Raw genomic sequence first — 17,843 nt, 5'->3', positions numbered from 1 at the left:
CGACCAAGGAGGACTGCCATGGCATTGCGAGTCGCCGTCGCCGGTGCGAGCGGTTACGCGGGCGGCGAGGTGCTGCGACTGCTGCTCGGCCACCCGGAGGTGGAGATCGGGGCGCTCACGGGCGCCTCGAACGCGGGCACCAGGCTCGGCGCCCTGCAGCCGCACCTGATCCCGCTGGCCGACCGCGTCCTGGAGCCGACCACCCCCGAGGTGCTGGCCGATCACGACGTGGTGTTCCTCGCGCTGCCGCACGGCCAGTCCGCCGCAGTGGCCGAGGCCCTCGGCCAGAACGTGCTGATCGTCGACTGCGGCGCGGACTTCCGGCTCAGGGCCGCCGCCGACTGGGAGCAGTTCTACGGCTCGGCGCACGCCGGGACCTGGCCCTACGGCCTGCCCGAACTGCCCGGCCACCGCACCGCGCTCAAGGGCGTCAACCGGATCGCCGTCCCCGGCTGCTACCCGACCGCCGTCTCGCTCGCCCTCTTCCCGGCCTACGCCGCGCAGCTCGCCGAGCCCGAGGCCGTGATCGTCGCCGCCTCCGGCACCTCCGGCGCCGGCAAGGCCGCCAAGACCCACCTGCTCGGCAGCGAGGTCATGGGCAGCGTCAGCGCCTACGGCGTCGGCGGCGTCCACCGGCACACCCCGGAGATGTCGCAGAACCTCACCCCGCTCGCCGGGGAGCCGGTCACCGTCTCCTTCACCCCCACCCTCGTCCCGATGCCGCGCGGCATCCTCGCCACGTGCTCCGCCAAGGCCCAGCCCGGCGTGACCGGCGAGAGCCTGCGCGCCGCATACGCCGAGGCGTTCGCCGGCGAGCCCTTCGTCCACCTGCTGCCCGAGGGGCACTGGCCGCAGACCAGCAGCGTCTACGGCTCCAACGTCGCCCTCGTCCAGGTCGCCCTGGACGAGACGGCCGGGCGGATCGTGGCGATCAGCGCGATCGACAACCTGGTCAAGGGCACCGCGGGCGGCGCGGTGCAGAGCATGAACATCGCCCTCGGCCTCCCCGAGGAGCTCGGCCTTCCCGTGAACGGAGTCGCACCGTGACCGACGATCAGAACCTCGGAGTGACGGCCGCCAAGGGCTTCCGCGCCGCCGGGATCACCGCGGGGATCAAGGCCTCCGGTACCCCCGACCTCGCGCTGGTCGTCAACGACGGCCCCTCGCTCGCCGCGGCCGGCGTCTTCACCGCCAACCGGGTCAAGGCCGCCCCCGTCCTCTGGTCCGAGCAGGTCCTCAAGGGCGGCCTGGTCTCCGCCGTCGTCCTCAACTCCGGCGGCGCCAACGCCTGCACCGGTCCGCTCGGCTTCCAGGACACCCACGCCACCGCCGAGAAGGTCGCCGAGGAGCTGAAGCTCAACGCCGGCGAGGTCGCCGTCGCCTCCACCGGCCTGATCGGCGTCCGCCTACCGATGGACGTCCTGCTGCCCGGCGTCGCCACCGCCGCCGCCGAGCTCAGCGCCACCGGCGGCGAGGCCGCGGCGATCGCCATCAAGACCACCGACACCGTCCACAAGACCGCCCAGGTCACCAGCCCGGCCGGCTGGACGGTCGGTGGCATGGCCAAGGGCGCCGGCATGCTGGCGCCGAGCCTCGCCACCATGCTGGTCGTCCTCACCACCGACGCCGACCTGGACGCCCCGGCGCTCGACGAGGCCCTGCGCGGCGCCACCCGCACGACCTTCGACCGGATCGACTCCGACGGCTGCATGTCCACCAACGACACGGTGTTGCTGCTCGCCTCCGGCGCCTCCGGGACCGTCCCCGACCGGGCGGAGTTCGACGAGGCCGTCCGCACGGTCTGCGCCGACCTCGCCCGTCAGCTGATCGGCGACGCCGAGGGGGCGAGCAAGGAGATCCGGATCGACGTCACCGACGCCGCCACCGAGGAGGAGGCCGTCGACGTCGCCCGCGTCATCGGCCGCAACAACCTGCTCAAGTGCGCCCTCCACGGGGAGGACCCGAACTGGGGCCGGGTACTGGCCGCCATCGGCACCACCGCCGCCGCGTTCGACCCGAACCGCCTCGACGTGGCCATCAACGGCGTCTGGGTCTGCCGGGACGGCGGAGTGGGGGAGGACCGCGACCTGGTCGACATGACCGGCCGCGAGATCGTCATCACCGCCCGGCTCAACGCCGGCGAGGCCTCCGCGACGCTGTGGACCAACGACCTCACCGCCGACTACGTGCACGAGAACAGCGCCTACTCCACCTGAGCGCGCACTCCACCCGACCGTTCACTCCACCGAGCCGGATCCGACGAGGGACACCCGTGCAGATCGCACCCAAGGGCGAACAGGCCCGCAACAACACCGCGTTGCCCAAGGCCCTGACCCTCATCGAGGCGCTGCCCTGGCTGGAGCGCTTCCACGGCAAGACCGTCGTGATCAAGTTCGGCGGCAACGCCATGGTCGACGAGAGCCTCAAGGCGGCCTTCGCGCAGGACGTGGTCTTCCTGCGCTACGCCGGCCTGCACCCCGTCGTCGTGCACGGCGGCGGCCCGCAGATCAGCGCCCAACTGGACAAGCTGGGCCTGGAGTCCAACTTCACCAACGGTCTGCGGGTCACCACCCCCGAGACCATGGACGTCGTCCGGATGGTGCTGGCCGGCCAGGTCCAGCGCGAGCTGGTCGGCCTGCTCAACGAGCACGGCCCGTTCGCCGTCGGCATGACCGGCGAGGACGCCCACACCATGACCGCGATCAAGCGCTACGCGGTCGTCGACGGCGAGCAGGTCGACATCGGCCTGGTCGGCGACATCGTCAACATCGAGGCCGGCGCCGTGAAGGCGCTCATCGCCGACGGGCGCATCCCGGTGATCTCCTCGATCGCCCGCGGCGCCGACGGCCACGTCTACAACATCAACGCCGACACGGCCGCCTCCGCCCTCGCGGTCGCGCTCGGCGCCGAGATGCTCGTGGTCCTCACCGACGTCGAGGGTCTCTACAAGGACTGGCCGAACTCCGACGACGTGATCAGCCAGCTCAGCGCGGGCGAGCTGGAGGAGCTGCTGCCGGGCCTCGCCAGCGGCATGCTCCCCAAGATGGAGGGCTGCCTGCGCGCCGTCCGCTCCGGCGTCGGCACCGCCCGCGTCCTGGACGGCCGGGTGCAGCACAGCCTGCTGCTGGAGATCTTCACCGACGAGGGCATCGGCACGATGGTCGTGCCGGACGACGAACCGACCGTGACCGGGGGACTCGCATGACATCGAACGACCAGCTCACCGACCGGTGGCAGCACGCCTTCACCGACAACTACGGCACCCCGCGGATCCCCCTGGTCCGCGGTGAGGGCGCGAAGCTGTGGGACGCCGACGGCAGGGAGTACACCGACCTGCTCGGCGGGATCGCCGTCAACGCCCTCGGCACCGCCCACCCGGCCGTCGTCGAGGCCGTCACCCGGCAGATCGCCAGCCTCGGCCACGTCTCCAACCTCTTCATGGCCGAGCCGACCATCGCCCTGGCCGAGCGGCTGATCGCGCTCGCCGGTCGCCCCGGCCGGGTGTTCTTCTGCAACTCCGGCGCCGAGGCCAACGAAGCCGCGTTCAAGATCAGCCGGCGGACCGGCCGCACCCACCTCGTGGCGCTGGAGGGCGGCTTCCACGGCCGGACCATGGGAGCCCTCGCGCTCACCGGCCAGCCCGCCAAGCAGGCCCCGTTCCTGCCGCTGCCCGGCGACGTCACGCACGTCCCGTTCGGCGACGTCGAGGCGCTGCGCACCGCGGTCACCACCGAGACGGCCGCCGTCTTCCTGGAGCCGATCCAGGGCGAGAACGGCGCGGTCCCGCTGCCCGACGGCTACCTGCGGGCCGCCCGCGAGATCACCCGGGCCACCGGCACCCTGCTGGTCCTGGACGAGATCCAGACCGGCATCGGCCGCACCGGCCACTGGTACGCCCACCAGGCCCACGAGGGCGTCGACCCGGACGTGGTCACCCTCGCCAAGGCGCTCGGCGGCGGGCTGCCGATCGGCGCCGTCCTCGCCTTCGGCGAGGCCGCCGACCTGCTCACCCCCGGCCAGCACGGCACCACGTTCGGCGGCAACCCGGTCGTCGCCGCGGCCGCCCTGGCGGTGCTCGACACCATCGAGTCCGAGGGCCTGCTGGAGCACACCCGCAAGCTCGGCGAGCGGCTGCGCAAGGGCATCGAGGCGATCGGCGACCCGCTGGTCTCGCACGTGCGCGGCGCCGGGCTGCTGCTCGGCATCGTGCTCACCGAGCCGGTCTCGGCCGAGGTGCAGGCCGTCGCCCAGCAGGCGGGCTTCCTGGTGAACGCCGCCGTCCCGGACGCCGTGCGGCTCGCCCCGCCGCTGGTGCTCACCGAGCAGGAGGCGGACGCCTTCCTGGCCGCGCTGCCGGACATCCTCCGGACGGTGCGGGAGAACGCCCCGGCCGATGCGATTCGAGCGTAGTCCGGGAGAATAATCACATGACCGTTCCCAACTCCGGCCAGTCCTCCGCCGGCCCGACGCCGCAGGTCCCGCAGACCCGCACCGCGCGCCACCGGCGGATCGTGGACCTGCTCACCCGCCAGCCCGTGCGTTCGCAGAGCCAGCTCGCCAAGCTGCTCGCCGATGACGGACTGGTGGTCACCCAGGCCACCCTCTCCCGGGACCTGGACGAGCTGGGCGCGGTGAAGATCCGCAACCGGGACGGCGCACTGATCTACGCCGTCCCCGCCGAGGGCGGCGACCGCACGCCGCGGGCACCGATGGGGGAGTCGGCCACCGAGGGCCGGATGGCCCGGCTGGCCGGCGAGCTCATGGTCTCCGCCACCGCGTCCGGCAACCTCGTGGTGCTGCGCACCCCGCCGGGTGCGGCGCAGTTCCTCGCCTCGGCGATCGACCAGGCCGAGGTCTTCGAGATCATCGGCACCATCGCCGGCGACGACACCGTGCTGCTGATCAGCCGTGACCCGGTCGGCGGCCAGGCACTCGCCGACCACCTGATGCAACTCGCCCAGGCCAAGGCGCAGTAGCGCCTTCGCCCCGGGTGCTCGTGGCGCCGGGGCCGCGGCGTCGGCCCCGGCCGAGGCGCAAGGAGCAGCAGACCGTACAGACCGTCCCCGCGTGGGCCCGGAACCGGTCCCCTCGGGGGCCGGAGCCGGGCCCACGGCCGTTCCCGCGGCCGTCGCCGGCCCGCTCCGGCGGCCGGAGCGGGCCGGGTTTTGAGATTCATACGGAGTAGTGCATACTTATGCCTATCGCCGTAAGCCTGTTCGCACAGTTGTGAAGGAGAAAGCCGTGACCGAGCGCGTCGTACTCGCCTACTCGGGCGGTCTGGACACGTCCGTCTGCATCGGCTGGATCGCCGAGGAGACGGGCGCCGAGGTCATCGCCGTCGCCGTCGACGTCGGCCAGGGCGGCGAGGACCTGGACGTCATCCGCCAGCGTGCGCTGGACTGCGGTGCCGTCGAGGCCGAGGTCGCGGACGCCCGGGAGGAGTTCGCCGACGAGTACTGCCTCCCGGCCCTCAAGGCCAACGCCCTCTACCAGGGCGAGTACCCCCTGGTGTCCGCCCTGTCCCGGCCGGTCATCGTCAAGCACCTGGTCGCCGCCGCGCAGAAGCACGGCGCCACCACCGTCGCCCACGGCTGCACCGGCAAGGGCAACGACCAGGTCCGCTTCGAGGTCGGCATCAACTCCCTCGCCCCCGGCCTGAAGTGCATCGCCCCGGTCCGCGACTACGCGATGACCCGGGACAAGGCGATCGCCTTCGCCGAGTCCAAGGGCCTGCCGATCGCCACCACCAAGAAGTCGCCGTACTCGATCGACCAGAACGTCTTCGGGCGCGCCGTCGAGACCGGCTTCCTGGAGGACATCTGGAACGCCCCGATCGAGGACGTCTACGAGTACACCCAGGACCCGGCCGTCCCGCGCGAGGCCGACGAGGTGGTCATCACCTTCGAGGCCGGCGTCCCGGTCGCCGTCGACGGCCGCAAGGTCACCGTCCTGCAGGCCATCGAGGAGCTGAACCGGCGGGCCGGTGCCCAGGGCGTCGGCCGCCTCGACATGGTCGAGGACCGGCTGGTCGGCATCAAGTCCCGGGAGATCTACGAGGCCCCCGGCGCGATCGCCCTGATCACCGCCCACCAGGCCCTGGAGAACGTCACCGTCGAGCGCGAACTCGCCCGCTACAAGCGGCAGGTGGAGCAGCGCTGGGCCGAGCTGGTCTACGACGGCCTCTGGTTCTCGCCGCTCAAGCGCGCCCTGGACGGCTTCGTCGAAGAGGCCAACCAGCACGTCTCCGGCGACATCCGGATGGTCCTGCACGGTGGCCGGGCCGTCGTCAACGGCCGCAAGTCGGACCAGTCGCTGTACGACTTCAACCTCGCCACCTACGACACGGGCGACACCTTCGACCAGTCGATGTCCAAGGGCTTCATCGAGATCTTCGGCCTCTCCTCGAAGATCGCCGCCCGGCGCGACCTGGCCTGACCGGTCCGCCCCGGGCCCCGGCCGCACCACCGCCCGGCCGGGGCCCGCCCCCACCACCCCCCTCACGCGCAAGGAGCCCGAGCGATGCCTGCCGACCGGACCGCCGCCAGTAACAGTCCTGAGCTGCGCCTCTGGGGCGCGCGCTTCGCCGACGGCCCGTCCGAGGCGCTGGCCAGGCTCTCCGCGTCGGTGCACTTCGACTGGCGCCTGGCGCCGTACGACATCGCCGGCTCCAAGGCCCACGCCCGCGTCCTGCACCGGGCCGGCCTGCTCGGCGACGCCGAGCTCGACGCCATGCTCGCCGGGCTGGACCAGCTGCTCGCCGACGTCGAGGCCGGCACCTTCACCGGTACCGTCGCCGACGAGGACGTCCACACCGCGCTGGAGCGCGGCCTGCTGGAGCGGCTCGGCGCCGACCTCGGCGGCAAGCTCCGGGCCGGCCGCTCGCGCAACGACCAGATCGCCACGCTGTTCCGGATGTACCTGCGGGACCACGCCAGGATCATCGGCGCCCTGGTCCTGGACCTCCAGCACGCCCTGGTCGGCCTGGCCGAGGCGCACCCCGACACCGCCATGCCGGGCCGCACCCACCTCCAGCACGCCCAGCCGGTCCTCTTCGCCCACCACGTCCTCGCGCACGTGCAGGCCCTCGGCCGGGACGCCGAGCGGCTGCGCCAGTGGGACGCCCGCACCGCCGTCTCGCCGTACGGCTCCGGGGCCCTGGCCGGCTCCTCGCTCGGCCTCGACCCGCAGGCCGTCGCCGCCGACCTCGGCTTCGAGGGCGGCTCGGTCGGCAACTCCATCGACGGCACGGCCTCGCGCGACTTCGTCGCCGAGTTCGCCTTCGTCACCGCCATGATCGGGATCAACCTCTCCCGGATCGCGGAGGAGGTGATCATCTGGAACACCAAGGAGTTCGGCTTCATCACGCTGCACGACGCCTTCTCCACCGGCTCCTCGATCATGCCGCAGAAGAAGAACCCGGACATCGCCGAGCTGGCCCGCGGCAAGTCGGGCCGGCTGATCGGCAACCTGACCGGACTGCTCGCCACCCTCAAGGCGCTGCCGCTGGCCTACAACCGGGACCTCCAGGAGGACAAGGAGCCGGTCTTCGACTCCTGCGACACGCTGGAGGTGCTGCTGCCCGCCTTCACCGGCATGATGGCCACCCTCACCGTGCACCGGGAGCGGCTGGAGGAGCTCGCCCCGGCCGGCTTCTCGCTCGCCACCGACATCGCCGAGTGGCTGGTCAGGCAGGGCGTGCCGTTCCGCGTCGCGCACGAGGTGGCCGGCGCCTGCGTCAAGCTCTGTGAGCAGCAGGGCATCGAGCTCGGCGACCTGACCGACGAGCAGTTCGCCGCCATCTCCGAGCACCTCACGCCCGAGGTGCGGTCGGTGCTCAGCGTCCACGGCGCGATCGCCTCGCGCAACGGGCGCGGCGGCACCGCCCCCTCGGCGGTCGCGGTCCAGCTCGCCGAGGTCAAGGCCGACCTGGCCGTCCAGCAGGAGTGGGTCCGGGGCTGACCCGTCGACAGCACCCGGGGGAGGGGCGCGGCAGACCGATCGCCGCGCCCCTCCCGCGTGCACGCCACCGCCCGCCCGTAACCGGTCCCGCCCGCGCCCGGTCATCCCCGGTATGTGCACCAACCTTCCCTCCGTCCGCTCCGCCGAGGAGGAGGTGTTCGCCGAGCTCCGGCGCCGCCTCGTCCGCGAGGCGGTGGCCGCGCTGCCCGGCCGCTGCCCCGAACTCGTCACGGCCCTCACCGACGACCCGCCGCCCACCTACCGGGAGATCGCCGAACGCCTGGGCATGCCCCGCGGTTCCATCGGACCCACCCGCGCCCGCTGCCTCGCCTGTCTGCGCGTCCTCCTCCACGCCGAGCGCTACGCCTGAGCGCTGCGCCTGGTCCGCTGCGCCTGGTCCGCTGTGCCTGGTCCGCTGTGCCGCAGGCCCGCTCCGGCGCCCGTCCGGCGGGCCCGACGTGACCCCCGCCCGTCAAGCGACGTGACAGCCGCCCGTCGAGCGACGTGACCCTCGCCACGTCCGGCGGTCGAAAGGTTGAGAGCAGCTGACGCGCGGGTAGAGCGCTGGCGAACGTAGCTCCTGACGGCGGAGCGAGCGCTCGGACACCGGGCGTGAACGACGCTGCCGGCCCGTCGGCCCCACCAGGGCCCGGGCGGCTGGTACGTTCGTGCGCCACCCCGGCCAGGGCCGATCCCCGGCCGGGACACCTCCGGCAGGGCATCCGGTGCGACACCCTCACATCCGCGCGCCGGGCACGACGATGGGGAGGCCCCAGCACATGGGCATGAGCGTGATCATCTCGGCGGCCGCCGCCGAGGACGCCGAGCAGATCCTCAAGCTCCAGTACCTCGGCTACCAGGGCGAGGCCGAGCTGTACGGCGACTGGACCCTGGACCCGCTGACGCAGACGCTGGAGAGCCTGCGCGCCGAACTGGCCGAGCAGCAGTTCCTCGTGGCCCGGCTCGGCGACGAGGTGGTCGGCACCGTCCGGGGCCGGATCGGCACCGACGGCGTCGCCCGGATAGGGCGTCTGGTGGTCCACCCCCGGATGCAGCGGCACGGCCTCGGCGGACGCCTGCTGGAGGCGCTGGAGCGCCGTCTCGCCGAGGACGGCCGCCCGGTGACCGCCTTCCGCCTCTTCACCGGCCACCGCAGCCTCGGCAACCTGCGCCTCTACGCCCGGCAGGGCTACCGGCAGACCGCCGTCGAGCAGATCAGCGGGCGGCTCACCCTGGTCCACCTGGAGAAGCCCGTCCCGGCCCCGCTCGCCGCCACCGCCTGACCTCGCGCGGCCGCCCCATCCGGCCCGGCACCGCCACCATCCGGACGCTCCGGAGGCGGTGCCGGGCCGTATCGTTGCAGGTAGGGGCGTTGTGTGTCCGCATTGCGGACAGCGGATGCCAAGAATTGGGCGCAAATACGCCCATCTGATTTACTGGCTCACATGACTGCGACGACGAACTGCACCCCCACCGGCACCATGCCGGCAGGTGAGCGTGCCATGTGTCGTCGAATGTGTCACTGCTGAGGGCCACCGCCTCCCTCCTCGCGCCCCGAAGCGAGACCCCGCCTCCCGCGCCCTGCGTGAGCGCCGCGCCTGCCAGTAGCCCGACCCCCCTCCCCCCGCCTGCCCGTCCCCGGGCCGGTGGCGCTCCCTGACGACCCGTCGGGGCCGCGCCGTCGCGCGGCCCGCCCGTCCGGCGGTGGTGAACGAGGGGTGGCAGGTCCGGATCCCCCCGGCACAACGCCGTCCTCCGGCACAACGCCGTCCTCGCCGTCGACCGCAACCCGGTCCGGCGGCGGCACGCCGCCCGCCCCCGACCAACGGAAACAGCTGTGATCACCACCACGGACCTCACCAAGGTCTACCGCTCCCGCGGCCGCGAGGTGACCGCCCTCGCCGGCGTCGACCTCCACGTCCGACCCGGCGAGGTCTACGGAGTCGTCGGCACCAGCGGTGCCGGCAAGTCCACCCTCATCCGCTGCGTCAACATGCTGGAGCGCCCCAGCTCCGGCACCGTCACGGTGGACGGCGTCGAACTCACCGCGCTCTCCGGCGGCGAGAACCGCGCCGGCCGCGAACTGCGCGAGGCCCGCCGCCGCATCGGCATGGTCTTCCAGCACTTCAACCTGCTGGCCTCCCGCACCGTGCAGGACAACGTCGAGCTCCCGCTGGAGATCATCGGCCTGGACCGCACCGAGCGCCGCCGCAAGGCCGCGGAACTGCTCGACCTCGTCGGCCTCGCCGACAAGGCCCGCAGCTACCCGAGCCAGCTCTCGGGGGGCCAGAAGCAGCGCGTCGGCATCGCCCGCGCCCTCGCCGGCGACCCCAAGGTGCTGCTCTCCGACGAGGCCACCTCCGCGCTCGACCCCGAGACCACGCGCTCCATCCTGAAGCTGCTGCGCGATCTCAACCAGCAGCTCGGCCTCACCGTCCTGCTGATCACCCACGAGATGGACGTCATCAAGTCCGTCTGCGACTCCGCCGCCCTGATGCGCGGCGGCAAGGTGGTCGAGTCCGGCGAGCTCACCGACCTGCTCACCAGGACCGACTCCGAACTGGCCCGCGAGCTCTTCCCGCTCGGCGAGTTCGGCACCGGCCACCCGGGCGCCACCGTGCTGGAGATCACCTTCCAGGGCGACACCTCGGCCCGGCCCTTCGTCTCCCAGCTGGCCCGTACCTACCAGATCGACATCAACATCCTCGGCGCGGCTGTCGAGACCATCGCCGGCCGGACGGTCGGCCGGATGAGGGTCGAGCTTCCCGGCGGCCGTGCGGACAACGTGGTGCCGATCGGCTTCCTGCGCGAGCAGGGCCTGCAGGTGGACGTGATCGAGGCGAACGGCGACGACGAGGCGAGCGGAGCGGCGGCATGACCTGGGACCAGATGCAGACACTGTTGTGGCCCGCCACCTGGGAGACCTTCCAGATGGTCGGCGTCTCCACCCTCGGCAGCGTGCTGTTCGGCCTCCCGCTCGGCATCCTGCTGGTGCTCACCGCCAGGGGCGGCGCACTGGAGAACGTCGTGGTCAACCGGGTGATCGGCGCCGTCGTGAACATCGCGCGCTCGCTGCCGTTCCTGGTCCTGATGGTCGCGCTGTTCTCCTTCACCAAGCTGATCGTCGGCACCTCCCTGGGCTGGCAGGCCGCCACCGTCCCGCTCACCATCGGCGCCATCCCGTTCTTCGCCCGCCTGGTCGAGACCTCCGTGCGCGAGGTCGACGGCGGCCTGATCGAAGCGGTCCGCGCCATGGGCGGCGACACCTGGACGATCGTCCGCAAGACGATGATCCCGGAGGCCCTGCCCGGCCTCACCGCCTCGCTGACCACCACCGTCATCACGCTGATCAGCTACTCCGCGATGGCCGGCACCGTCGGCGGCGGCGGCCTCGGCAACCTCGCCATCACCTACGGCTACCTGCGCTTCGAGACCACCTTCATGTGGGTCATCGTCGCCGAGCTGGCGATCATCGTCACCGCCGTCCAGCTGATCGGCGACTACGCCGTCCGCCGCCTCTCCCACCGCGGCGGCGTCGCCGGCCGCACCCGGCTGCTCCGCGGGCGCCGCACCCGCGCGACGGCCCTCGACGAGGACCTGGTCACCTCCTAGACCTCGGCACCCCCCGGACCTCCCGCGCCCGACCCGGGCCGCGGCTCCCCGCACCACGCAGAAAGGCACTTTTCGTGCGCAACGCCCTGAAGTTCACCAGCGTCCTCGCCACCGCCGGCATCGCCCTCTCCCTGGCCGCCTGCGGCAGCTCCGGCTCGTCCGGCTCCTCCGACCCGAACGCGCCGCTCACCGTCGCCGCCAGCCCCACCCCGCACGGCCAGATCCTCAAGTACGTCAAGGACCACCTGGCGGAGAAGGCCGGCCTCAAGCTCGACATCAAGGAGGTCACCGACTACGTGACCCCCAACACCGCGGTCCAGGACGGCTCGGCCGACGCCAACTACTTCCAGCACGTCCCGTACCTGGAGGACTTCAACAAGAAGCACGGCACGGCCATCGTCTCGGTCGCGCCGGTGCACCTGGAGCCGCTGGGCGTCTACTCCAAGAAGGTCAAGTCCGTCACCGAGATCCCCGACGGCGCCACCATCGGCCTGCCCAACGACGCCACCAACGAGGGCCGCGCGCTCAAGCTGCTCGCCGACAACAAGCTGATCACCCTCAAGGACGGCGCCGGCACCGCGGCCACCCCGGCCGACATCACCGCCAACCCCAAGAACCTCAAGTGGAAGGAGCTGGAGGCCGCCCAGCTGCCCCGCTCCGTCGCCGATCTCGACGCCGCCGTCATCAACGGCAACTACGCGCTCGACTCCGGCCTCAAGCCGGCCACCGACGCGATCGTCCTGGAGAAGGCCGAGGGCAACCCGTACGCCAACATCCTTGCCGTGAAGAAGGGCAAGGAGAACGACCCGCGGGTCAAGAAGCTCGCCGAGCTGCTGCGCTCCGCCGAGGTCAAGAAGTACATCGACGACACCTTCCAGGGCTCCGTCATCCCGGCCTTCTGACCGGGACGCGCGACCCCCGCACGGGCACCCGCACCTCTCGACCGGGCCCCCGCCGCACCTCGGCGGGGGCCCGGTCGGGCAGTATGCACGAGTGACGCCCTGACAGACCGTGTTCTGACGTACCGTCGTCCGGTCCGCGCACCGCGTGACACCGGGGGGACCGGCGAGGCGTACGGTGTGTCCACGACCCGGCGAGGAGAGACGGCATGGCAGCGAGCTTCCCCGAGACCGCCATCAGCACCGAGCGGCTGCTGCTGCGCCCCCTTGCGGAGCACGACGCCCCCGGCCTGGTCGCGATGATGGCCGACGACCTCGTCCTCGCCTGGACCGACCAGCCGCAGCCCTTCACCGAGGCGCACGCGCGAGAGCTCGCCCGCACCCTCGCCCCCGACCACCGGGCGGCCGGCCGCGGCATCGTCTTCGCCGTCGTCGAGCACCTGACCCAGCGTCTGGTCGGCCTCGTCGAACTGCGGAACACCGACTGGCGGCTGCGCTCCACCGAGATCGCCTACGTCACCGCCGCCTGGGCGCGCGGCGAGGGCTACGCGCCGGAGGCCGTCCTCGGCGTCGCCCAGTGGCTCTTCGAGGACCGCGGCTTCCTGCGCCTGGAGATGCGCACCGCCGCCGGCAACACCGCCGCCCAGCAGGTCGCCCAGAAGATCGGCGGCATCAGCGAGGGCGTGCTGCGCAGCGCCTGGATAGTGCGCGGCGAGGCCGGGGAGGCGATCGGCGCGGCGGCCGACCGCCGGACCGGGGGAGAGAGCCGCAGCGACCTCATCCTGTGGAGCCTCCTGCCGGAGGACCTGGAGCAGCCGGCCGACCGGGAGATCGGCTGGCACGGCGACCACCACCGCTACGTCCTGCGCGACTGACGCCGCCCGTCGCGGCTGCAGCCGACGGGCAGCCGGTCCACCGCGCGCGCCGGACCGGGGGCGCCGGGCCTGCGGAGCCACCCGCGCGCCGGCGTGCGCCGGACAGGTGTGCGAGATGTCGGCGTACCGGGGATCACACCCGGTAACCTCTCCACCGGCGCCGAACGCGGGCGCGGCATGTCGGGGCACGAGGCGAGGGAGAGCGGCCGCAGATGGCTGACCGGATCACGGTCATCGGGTGGGACGGCACCCCGCTGACCGAGGCCGCCGGCGCGGCCCTCGCCGCCGCGACCCTGGTGGCCGGAGCGCCCTACCAGCTCAGCGCCCTCCCGGTCCCCGCCGCCGCCGAACGGCTCGTCCTCGGCAACGTCCAGCTCGCCGCCCGGCGGATCGCCGAACACCGCGGCGCCGTCGTCGTCGTGGCCGAGGGCGACCCCGGCTTCTTCGGCGTCGTCCGCACCCTGCGCCGCCCCGAGTACGGCCTCGAACTGGAGGTCCTGCCCGCGGTCTCCTCGGTCGCCGCCGCCTTCGCCCGCGCGGGCATGCCCTGGGAGGACGCCCAGGTGGTCAGCGCACACGGCGGCCGACTGCGCCGCGCGGCCAACATCTGCCGGGCCCACCAGAAGGTCGCCGTGCTCACCGCGCCCGGTGCCGGCCCGAGCGAGCTGGCCCTGATGCTCCGGGGGGTGCACCGCACCTTCGTCGTCTGCGAGGCGCTCGGTACCGATGACGAGGACGTCACCGTCCTCACCTCCGACCGGGTCGCCGACCACGACTGGCGCGACCCCAACGTGGTGCTCGTGATCGGCGGCAACAGCGGCGGCCCGCAGAACGGCGCGGTCTCCGAGGCGGCCGGCTGGCTGGCCGGGCGCCCGGTCGGCTACCCCGGCCCGGAGCGCGGCTGGGCGCTTCCGGCGGAGGCGTACGCGGGCGCCGGGAGCGCGGCGGACGCGCTGGGCGCATCCGACACGCTCCCGGCGCACGTCCGTGCCTTCGTGCTGGCCCGTCTGGGTGCCCGTCCCGGCGACCTGGTCTGGTCGGTCGGCGCCGGCAACGGAGCCCTCGCGGTCGAGGCGGCCCGGTTCGGCGCGGCCGTGGTCGCCGTCGAGGCCGACCGCTCGGCCTGCGCCCGGCTGGCCGTCAACGCCCGCCGCTACGGCGTCGAGGTGGAGACCGTCCACGGCGGCGGCCCGGAGGTGCTCGGCGGCCTGCCGGAGCCGGACGCCGTCGTGGTCGAGGCGGGCGGCCCGGCGGTGGTGCGCGCCGCCCTCGCCCGCCGCCCCGACCGCTTCGTGGCGGTGGCCCGTACGTTCGCCGAGGCGGAGGACGTCCGCCGCGCCATCGCCGAGGCCGGCTACCGGGCGGACGGCGCACTGCTGCAGTCCACGCCCCTGGAGCCCCTGGAGACTGCGACGGCCGAGCCGGCGGGCGCGGGCGCGAGCGCCGGCCTGCGGCTCGGGGCGGGCGCCGCCGGCGTGCTGCTGCTCTGGGGTGAGCAGATCGTGTGAAGGCACGGTGCCGCCGGTGGTGGCCCGCTGGCGAATCCGGTGAGGGTTCGGCCGCCGGACCTGTGGCGGCGGGGCGCCGGGCCCGGTCCGGACGGGGCCCGGGCCGCCGCGAAGCGGTGATCCAGGTCGCATCCGGACACTGATTCGAGAGGCGGCGCCGCCGGGCCGGTAGTGTGGCGTCCGGGACGCAGGCGGCGTCCGGCAGCCCGCCCGATCCGGTCGGTTTGTCGCCTTTCCTGACGCGACGCAACCCCGTCCGGCTCGGAGTGTGGGCGATTCGACGGGCCGCCCGCCGGACCGGGAGAATGCCGTAGGGTCCGGTGCGGTCGTGCCGGTTGCCCCGGCCTGTCGTTGTTTCAGTTGACGCGCCGCCCCGTCGGGCGGTGCGCGGGCCGGGGTGCCGCAGCGCGCCGGAAGGACTTCGGCCGCAGCGCCTCGGCGCGGCGGCCGCGTGTGGTTGAGGGGCGGGCCGGTGCAGGCCCGACCCGTGCGGATGGGCGCTGCGGTCGGTGATCGCGTCGCCGAGGGCGCGGCAGCGGCCTGGAAGGAGCTTTGACATGACCGATGGCGGCCACGTCCCGAACGAGGGACACCCGGAGCACCTGCTCGCCGGGCCCGACCCGCTCGGCGGCCCGGGGGGCGTCGCGGCCGTCGCCCCCGCGCAGGGCGTCGTACCCGTGCAGGGTGCCGCGGTGGACGGCGGCGTGGTCCCGAACCCGGCGATGCCCGATCCGGCGATGCCGAACCCCGCGATGCAGAGCCCCCTGATGCCGAACCCGGGTGTGCCGGACGGCGGCCTGACCGGGGGGGTGCCCTCGCAGGACTTCCAGAGCCACGGCCAGCCGATCGGCGTGCCCGGCCAGTTCGCCCCGGTCCCCGGTGTGCCCGGCGCCGGCGTGCCCGGTGCCCCGGGCGTGGCCGGAGTCGCCGGCGTTCCCGGCGAGGGCTGGGCCGTCGACCCGGGCGCGCCGCGTCCCGCCTTCCACTTCCTCGACCAGCCCGACGACGACCAGCCGGACCTGCTGGACGACGAGGACGACGTCCTGCTGATGCCCGGCCCGCAGGGCTCCTGGGGCGAGCCCGTCGCCGCTCCCGCCGACCAGAGCCCCGAGCAGGGCCTGCCCGGCACCCCGGTCGAGCCGTCCTGGCCGCCGCTGGACCCCCCGGCGCTCGGCGCCGACCAGGCCGCCCAGCCGGTGCCGGGCCAGCCGGTGTCCGGCCAGCCGATGGTCCAGCCCCTCCAGACCCAGGGCCACGGCATCCACGTCCCGGTCCAGCCGCAGGGTCAGGAACCGGTGACGGCGGCTCAGCCGCCGCGCCGCCCGCTGCACGCCGGTCCGCCGATCCCGGACCCGTCGCTGATGACCGGCCAGGTGCCGGTCCGCTCGCTCGCCGACCGCGGTCCCTCGCTGGGCGGCACGCCGGCGCACGGCATCCCGGTCGTCGTCGGCCAGCCTGAGCCGCAGGCCGCCGTGCCCGTGCAGGCCCAGCCGACCCCGGTCGCCCAGCCGGTCCCCGTCGAGCAGCCGGTCCAGGACGCTCCGCAGGCCCCCCAGCCGGTCGACGGCGGGCAGGTCGACGGCGGCCAGGCGGTCGAGGGCGTGCCGGGTGTGCAGCCGGTTGCCGCCGAGGCCGTGCCCGTCGCCGGGTCGCCGGTGGCACCGGAGGCGGTCGTGGCCGCGCCGGGCGCCGCTCCGGTCGTCGACGCGTCGGGCGGCGTGGAGCAGCTCGCGGTGGCCCCGGAGGCCGCCGACGCGCCGGCCGGGCCGGTCGCGGTCGACGTGTCCGCCGCTCCTGTCGAGACCGTCCCCGTCGAGACCGTCCCCGGCGAGCCCGCCGCCGTCGACGCCGCCGTCGAGGCCGTGCCCGGCGACGCCCACGGCGCTCCCGCCGCTGCCGCGGAGGCGGCGCCGGCCGAGCCCGCCGCCCAGGCCGAGCAGCAGGCCGGCCAGGCCGGCCAGCCCCGTCGGATCTCCGCCTTCCTGGCGGCGCCCACCCCGCACGGCCTCCCGCAGGTCGAGGCCACCGAGCCGGTCCGGTCCGGCGAGGACGCGGCTGTGGAGCAGTCCGTGCCCATAGCGCCCGCCGACCAGCACGAGGTCGTGACCGCCGAGGCGGCCCAGCCGGCCGGGGCCGCGCAGGAGGGGCCGTCCGTGCAGTCCGCCCCCGGCGCCGAACCCGTGGCCGAGCCGGTGGACGCTGCGGTCGTGGAGCAGCCCGCGGAGCAGTCCGAGGCCCTGCCGGAGGCCGCCGCCGAGACGGCTGTCGGCACCGGCGAGATGCCGTCCGGCCAGGTCGTCGCCGGCCCGGAGGCCGAGCAGGTCCAGCCGGCTCCGGCCGACGCCGCCACCCCGGCCGCGGAGACCGCGGAGACACCGGAGACCGTCGAGACCATCGAGCCCGCGGGTCAGCCCGAGACACCGGCCGGCGAGGCGGCCGGCGAGCCGGCCGTCGCGCCCGAGCCCACGCCGGCCACCGAGCCCGTCGCCGAGGCCGGGGCCGAGGCCCAGCCCGAGGCCGCCCCGGCGGACCAGGCTCCCGGCACCGGTGCCCCCGTCGAGTCCTCCGTGAACGAGGCCGTCGCCGGCGAGCCTGACAGCGCCGCCGAGGCCGTCGCCGCCGAGGCCGGCCCGGACGCGCCCGCCGAGCAGCCCGCCGCCGAGGAGGCCCCGGGCGAGGAGACCGCGCCCGAGGAGACCGCGCCCGAGGAGCCCGCCGAGCCGCGCGGCCCTGCCGCCGTCGGCTTCGACGACGCCGGCCGCGAGGCCGTCCACCAGGTCATCCGCGAGCGCCGCGACATCCGCAACGGCTTCCGCCCGGACCCGATCCCGCACGAGGTGCTGATCCGCGTCCTGGAGGCCGCCCACACCGCGCCCAGCGTCGGCTTCTCCCAGCCGTGGGACTTCGTGGTGATCCGCTCGGCAAAGACCCGCCGCAAGATGCACGAACTGGCCGAGCGCCAGCGCGAGGCGTACGCGGACACGCTCCCC

Annotated in this window: 15 protein-coding genes; all 15 read left to right on the top strand. The window is 74.1% G+C overall.

All coding sequences use genetic code 11. The annotated features are described in order from the left end of the window. The first annotated feature begins 18 nt into the window (after positions 1-18). Complete coding sequence (argC, locus tag MCM47_RS00075) at positions 19-1,047, top strand: N-acetyl-gamma-glutamyl-phosphate reductase (protein WP_238739854.1); 1,029 nt, start codon at positions 19-21, stop codon at positions 1,045-1,047. Then, positions 1,044-2,216: a bifunctional glutamate N-acetyltransferase/amino-acid acetyltransferase ArgJ gene (argJ, locus tag MCM47_RS00070; protein WP_238739853.1), complete on the top strand. Its 1,173-nt coding sequence runs from the start codon at positions 1,044-1,046 to the stop codon at positions 2,214-2,216. Before argC ends, argJ begins: the two co-directional genes overlap by 4 nt. A 56-nt stretch (positions 2,217-2,272) precedes the next feature. Next, positions 2,273-3,205, top strand: coding sequence for an acetylglutamate kinase (gene argB, locus MCM47_RS00065; RefSeq protein WP_238739852.1), 933 nt, complete (start codon positions 2,273-2,275; stop codon positions 3,203-3,205). Then, positions 3,202-4,410, top strand: a complete 1,209-nt coding sequence (locus tag MCM47_RS00060) for an acetylornithine transaminase (RefSeq protein ID WP_238739851.1) — start codon at positions 3,202-3,204, stop codon at positions 4,408-4,410. Before argB ends, MCM47_RS00060 begins: the two co-directional genes overlap by 4 nt. A gap of 17 nt (positions 4,411-4,427) precedes the next feature. Beyond that, positions 4,428-4,976, top strand: a complete 549-nt coding sequence (locus MCM47_RS00055; RefSeq protein WP_238739850.1) for an arginine repressor — start codon at positions 4,428-4,430, stop codon at positions 4,974-4,976. Between the two features lie 265 nt (positions 4,977-5,241). Beyond that, the gene (locus MCM47_RS00050) at positions 5,242-6,435 is read left to right on the top strand and encodes an argininosuccinate synthase (RefSeq protein WP_238739849.1); all 1,194 of its coding nucleotides are present in this window, start codon (positions 5,242-5,244) and stop codon (positions 6,433-6,435) included. Between the two features lie 84 nt (positions 6,436-6,519). Next, complete coding sequence (gene argH / locus MCM47_RS00045; RefSeq protein WP_238739848.1) at positions 6,520-7,959, top strand: argininosuccinate lyase; 1,440 nt, start codon at positions 6,520-6,522, stop codon at positions 7,957-7,959. A 112-nt stretch (positions 7,960-8,071) separates the two neighbouring features. Beyond that, complete coding sequence (locus tag MCM47_RS00040; protein WP_308222261.1) at positions 8,072-8,329, top strand: hypothetical protein; 258 nt, start codon at positions 8,072-8,074, stop codon at positions 8,327-8,329. 409 nt (positions 8,330-8,738) lie between these two features. Next, positions 8,739-9,242, top strand: coding sequence for a GNAT family N-acetyltransferase (locus MCM47_RS00035; protein WP_238739847.1), 504 nt, complete (start codon positions 8,739-8,741; stop codon positions 9,240-9,242). 554 nt (positions 9,243-9,796) lie between these two features. Beyond that, positions 9,797-10,837: a methionine ABC transporter ATP-binding protein gene (locus MCM47_RS00030; protein WP_238739846.1), complete on the top strand. Its 1,041-nt coding sequence runs from the start codon at positions 9,797-9,799 to the stop codon at positions 10,835-10,837. Next, entirely contained in the window at positions 10,834-11,571 is a 738-nt protein-coding gene (locus MCM47_RS00025) for a methionine ABC transporter permease (RefSeq protein ID WP_238739845.1), read from the top strand. Before MCM47_RS00030 ends, MCM47_RS00025 begins: the two co-directional genes overlap by 4 nt. A gap of 74 nt (positions 11,572-11,645) precedes the next feature. After that, positions 11,646-12,473: a MetQ/NlpA family ABC transporter substrate-binding protein gene (locus MCM47_RS00020; RefSeq protein ID WP_238739844.1), complete on the top strand. Its 828-nt coding sequence runs from the start codon at positions 11,646-11,648 to the stop codon at positions 12,471-12,473. A 206-nt stretch (positions 12,474-12,679) separates the two neighbouring features. Continuing rightward, on the top strand, positions 12,680-13,345 hold the full coding sequence (locus MCM47_RS00015; protein WP_238739843.1) for a GNAT family N-acetyltransferase: 666 nt from the start codon (positions 12,680-12,682) through the stop codon (positions 13,343-13,345). 212 nt (positions 13,346-13,557) lie between these two features. Continuing rightward, a complete protein-coding gene (gene cbiE / locus MCM47_RS00010) occupies positions 13,558-14,853 on the top strand; it encodes a precorrin-6y C5,15-methyltransferase (decarboxylating) subunit CbiE (protein WP_238739842.1) in 1,296 nt (431 codons plus the stop codon). A 557-nt stretch (positions 14,854-15,410) separates the two neighbouring features. Beyond that, on the top strand, positions 15,411-17,843 hold a 2,433-nt coding region (locus MCM47_RS00005), incomplete at its 3' end, for a nitroreductase family protein (protein WP_238739841.1).

The organism is Kitasatospora sp. A2-31, from assembly GCF_022288725.1.
Taxonomy (GTDB): Bacteria; Actinomycetota; Actinomycetes; order Streptomycetales; family Streptomycetaceae; genus Kitasatospora.
Note: the sequence above shows the minus strand (reverse complement) of the source record. Positions and strands in the feature narration are given on the sequence as shown.

Bases quoted from the DNA above. Each gene is read 5' to 3' on its own strand.
- MCM47_RS00060 (WP_238739851.1), top strand. From the start codon at position 3,202: ATGACATCGAACGACCAGCTCACCGACCGGTGGCAGCACGCCTTCACC.
- MCM47_RS00015 (WP_238739843.1), top strand. From the start codon at position 12,680: ATGGCAGCGAGCTTCCCCGAGACCGCCATCAGCACCGAGCGGCTGCTG.
- MCM47_RS00040 (WP_308222261.1), top strand. From the start codon at position 8,072: ATGTGCACCAACCTTCCCTCCGTCCGCTCCGCCGAGGAGGAGGTGTTC.
- MCM47_RS00035 (WP_238739847.1), top strand. From the start codon at position 8,739: ATGGGCATGAGCGTGATCATCTCGGCGGCCGCCGCCGAGGACGCCGAG.
- MCM47_RS00055 (WP_238739850.1), top strand. From the start codon at position 4,428: ATGACCGTTCCCAACTCCGGCCAGTCCTCCGCCGGCCCGACGCCGCAG.
- cbiE (WP_238739842.1), top strand. From the start codon at position 13,558: ATGGCTGACCGGATCACGGTCATCGGGTGGGACGGCACCCCGCTGACC.
- argC (WP_238739854.1), top strand. From the start codon at position 19: ATGGCATTGCGAGTCGCCGTCGCCGGTGCGAGCGGTTACGCGGGCGGC.
- argH (WP_238739848.1), top strand. From the start codon at position 6,520: ATGCCTGCCGACCGGACCGCCGCCAGTAACAGTCCTGAGCTGCGCCTC.
- MCM47_RS00025 (WP_238739845.1), top strand. From the start codon at position 10,834: ATGACCTGGGACCAGATGCAGACACTGTTGTGGCCCGCCACCTGGGAG.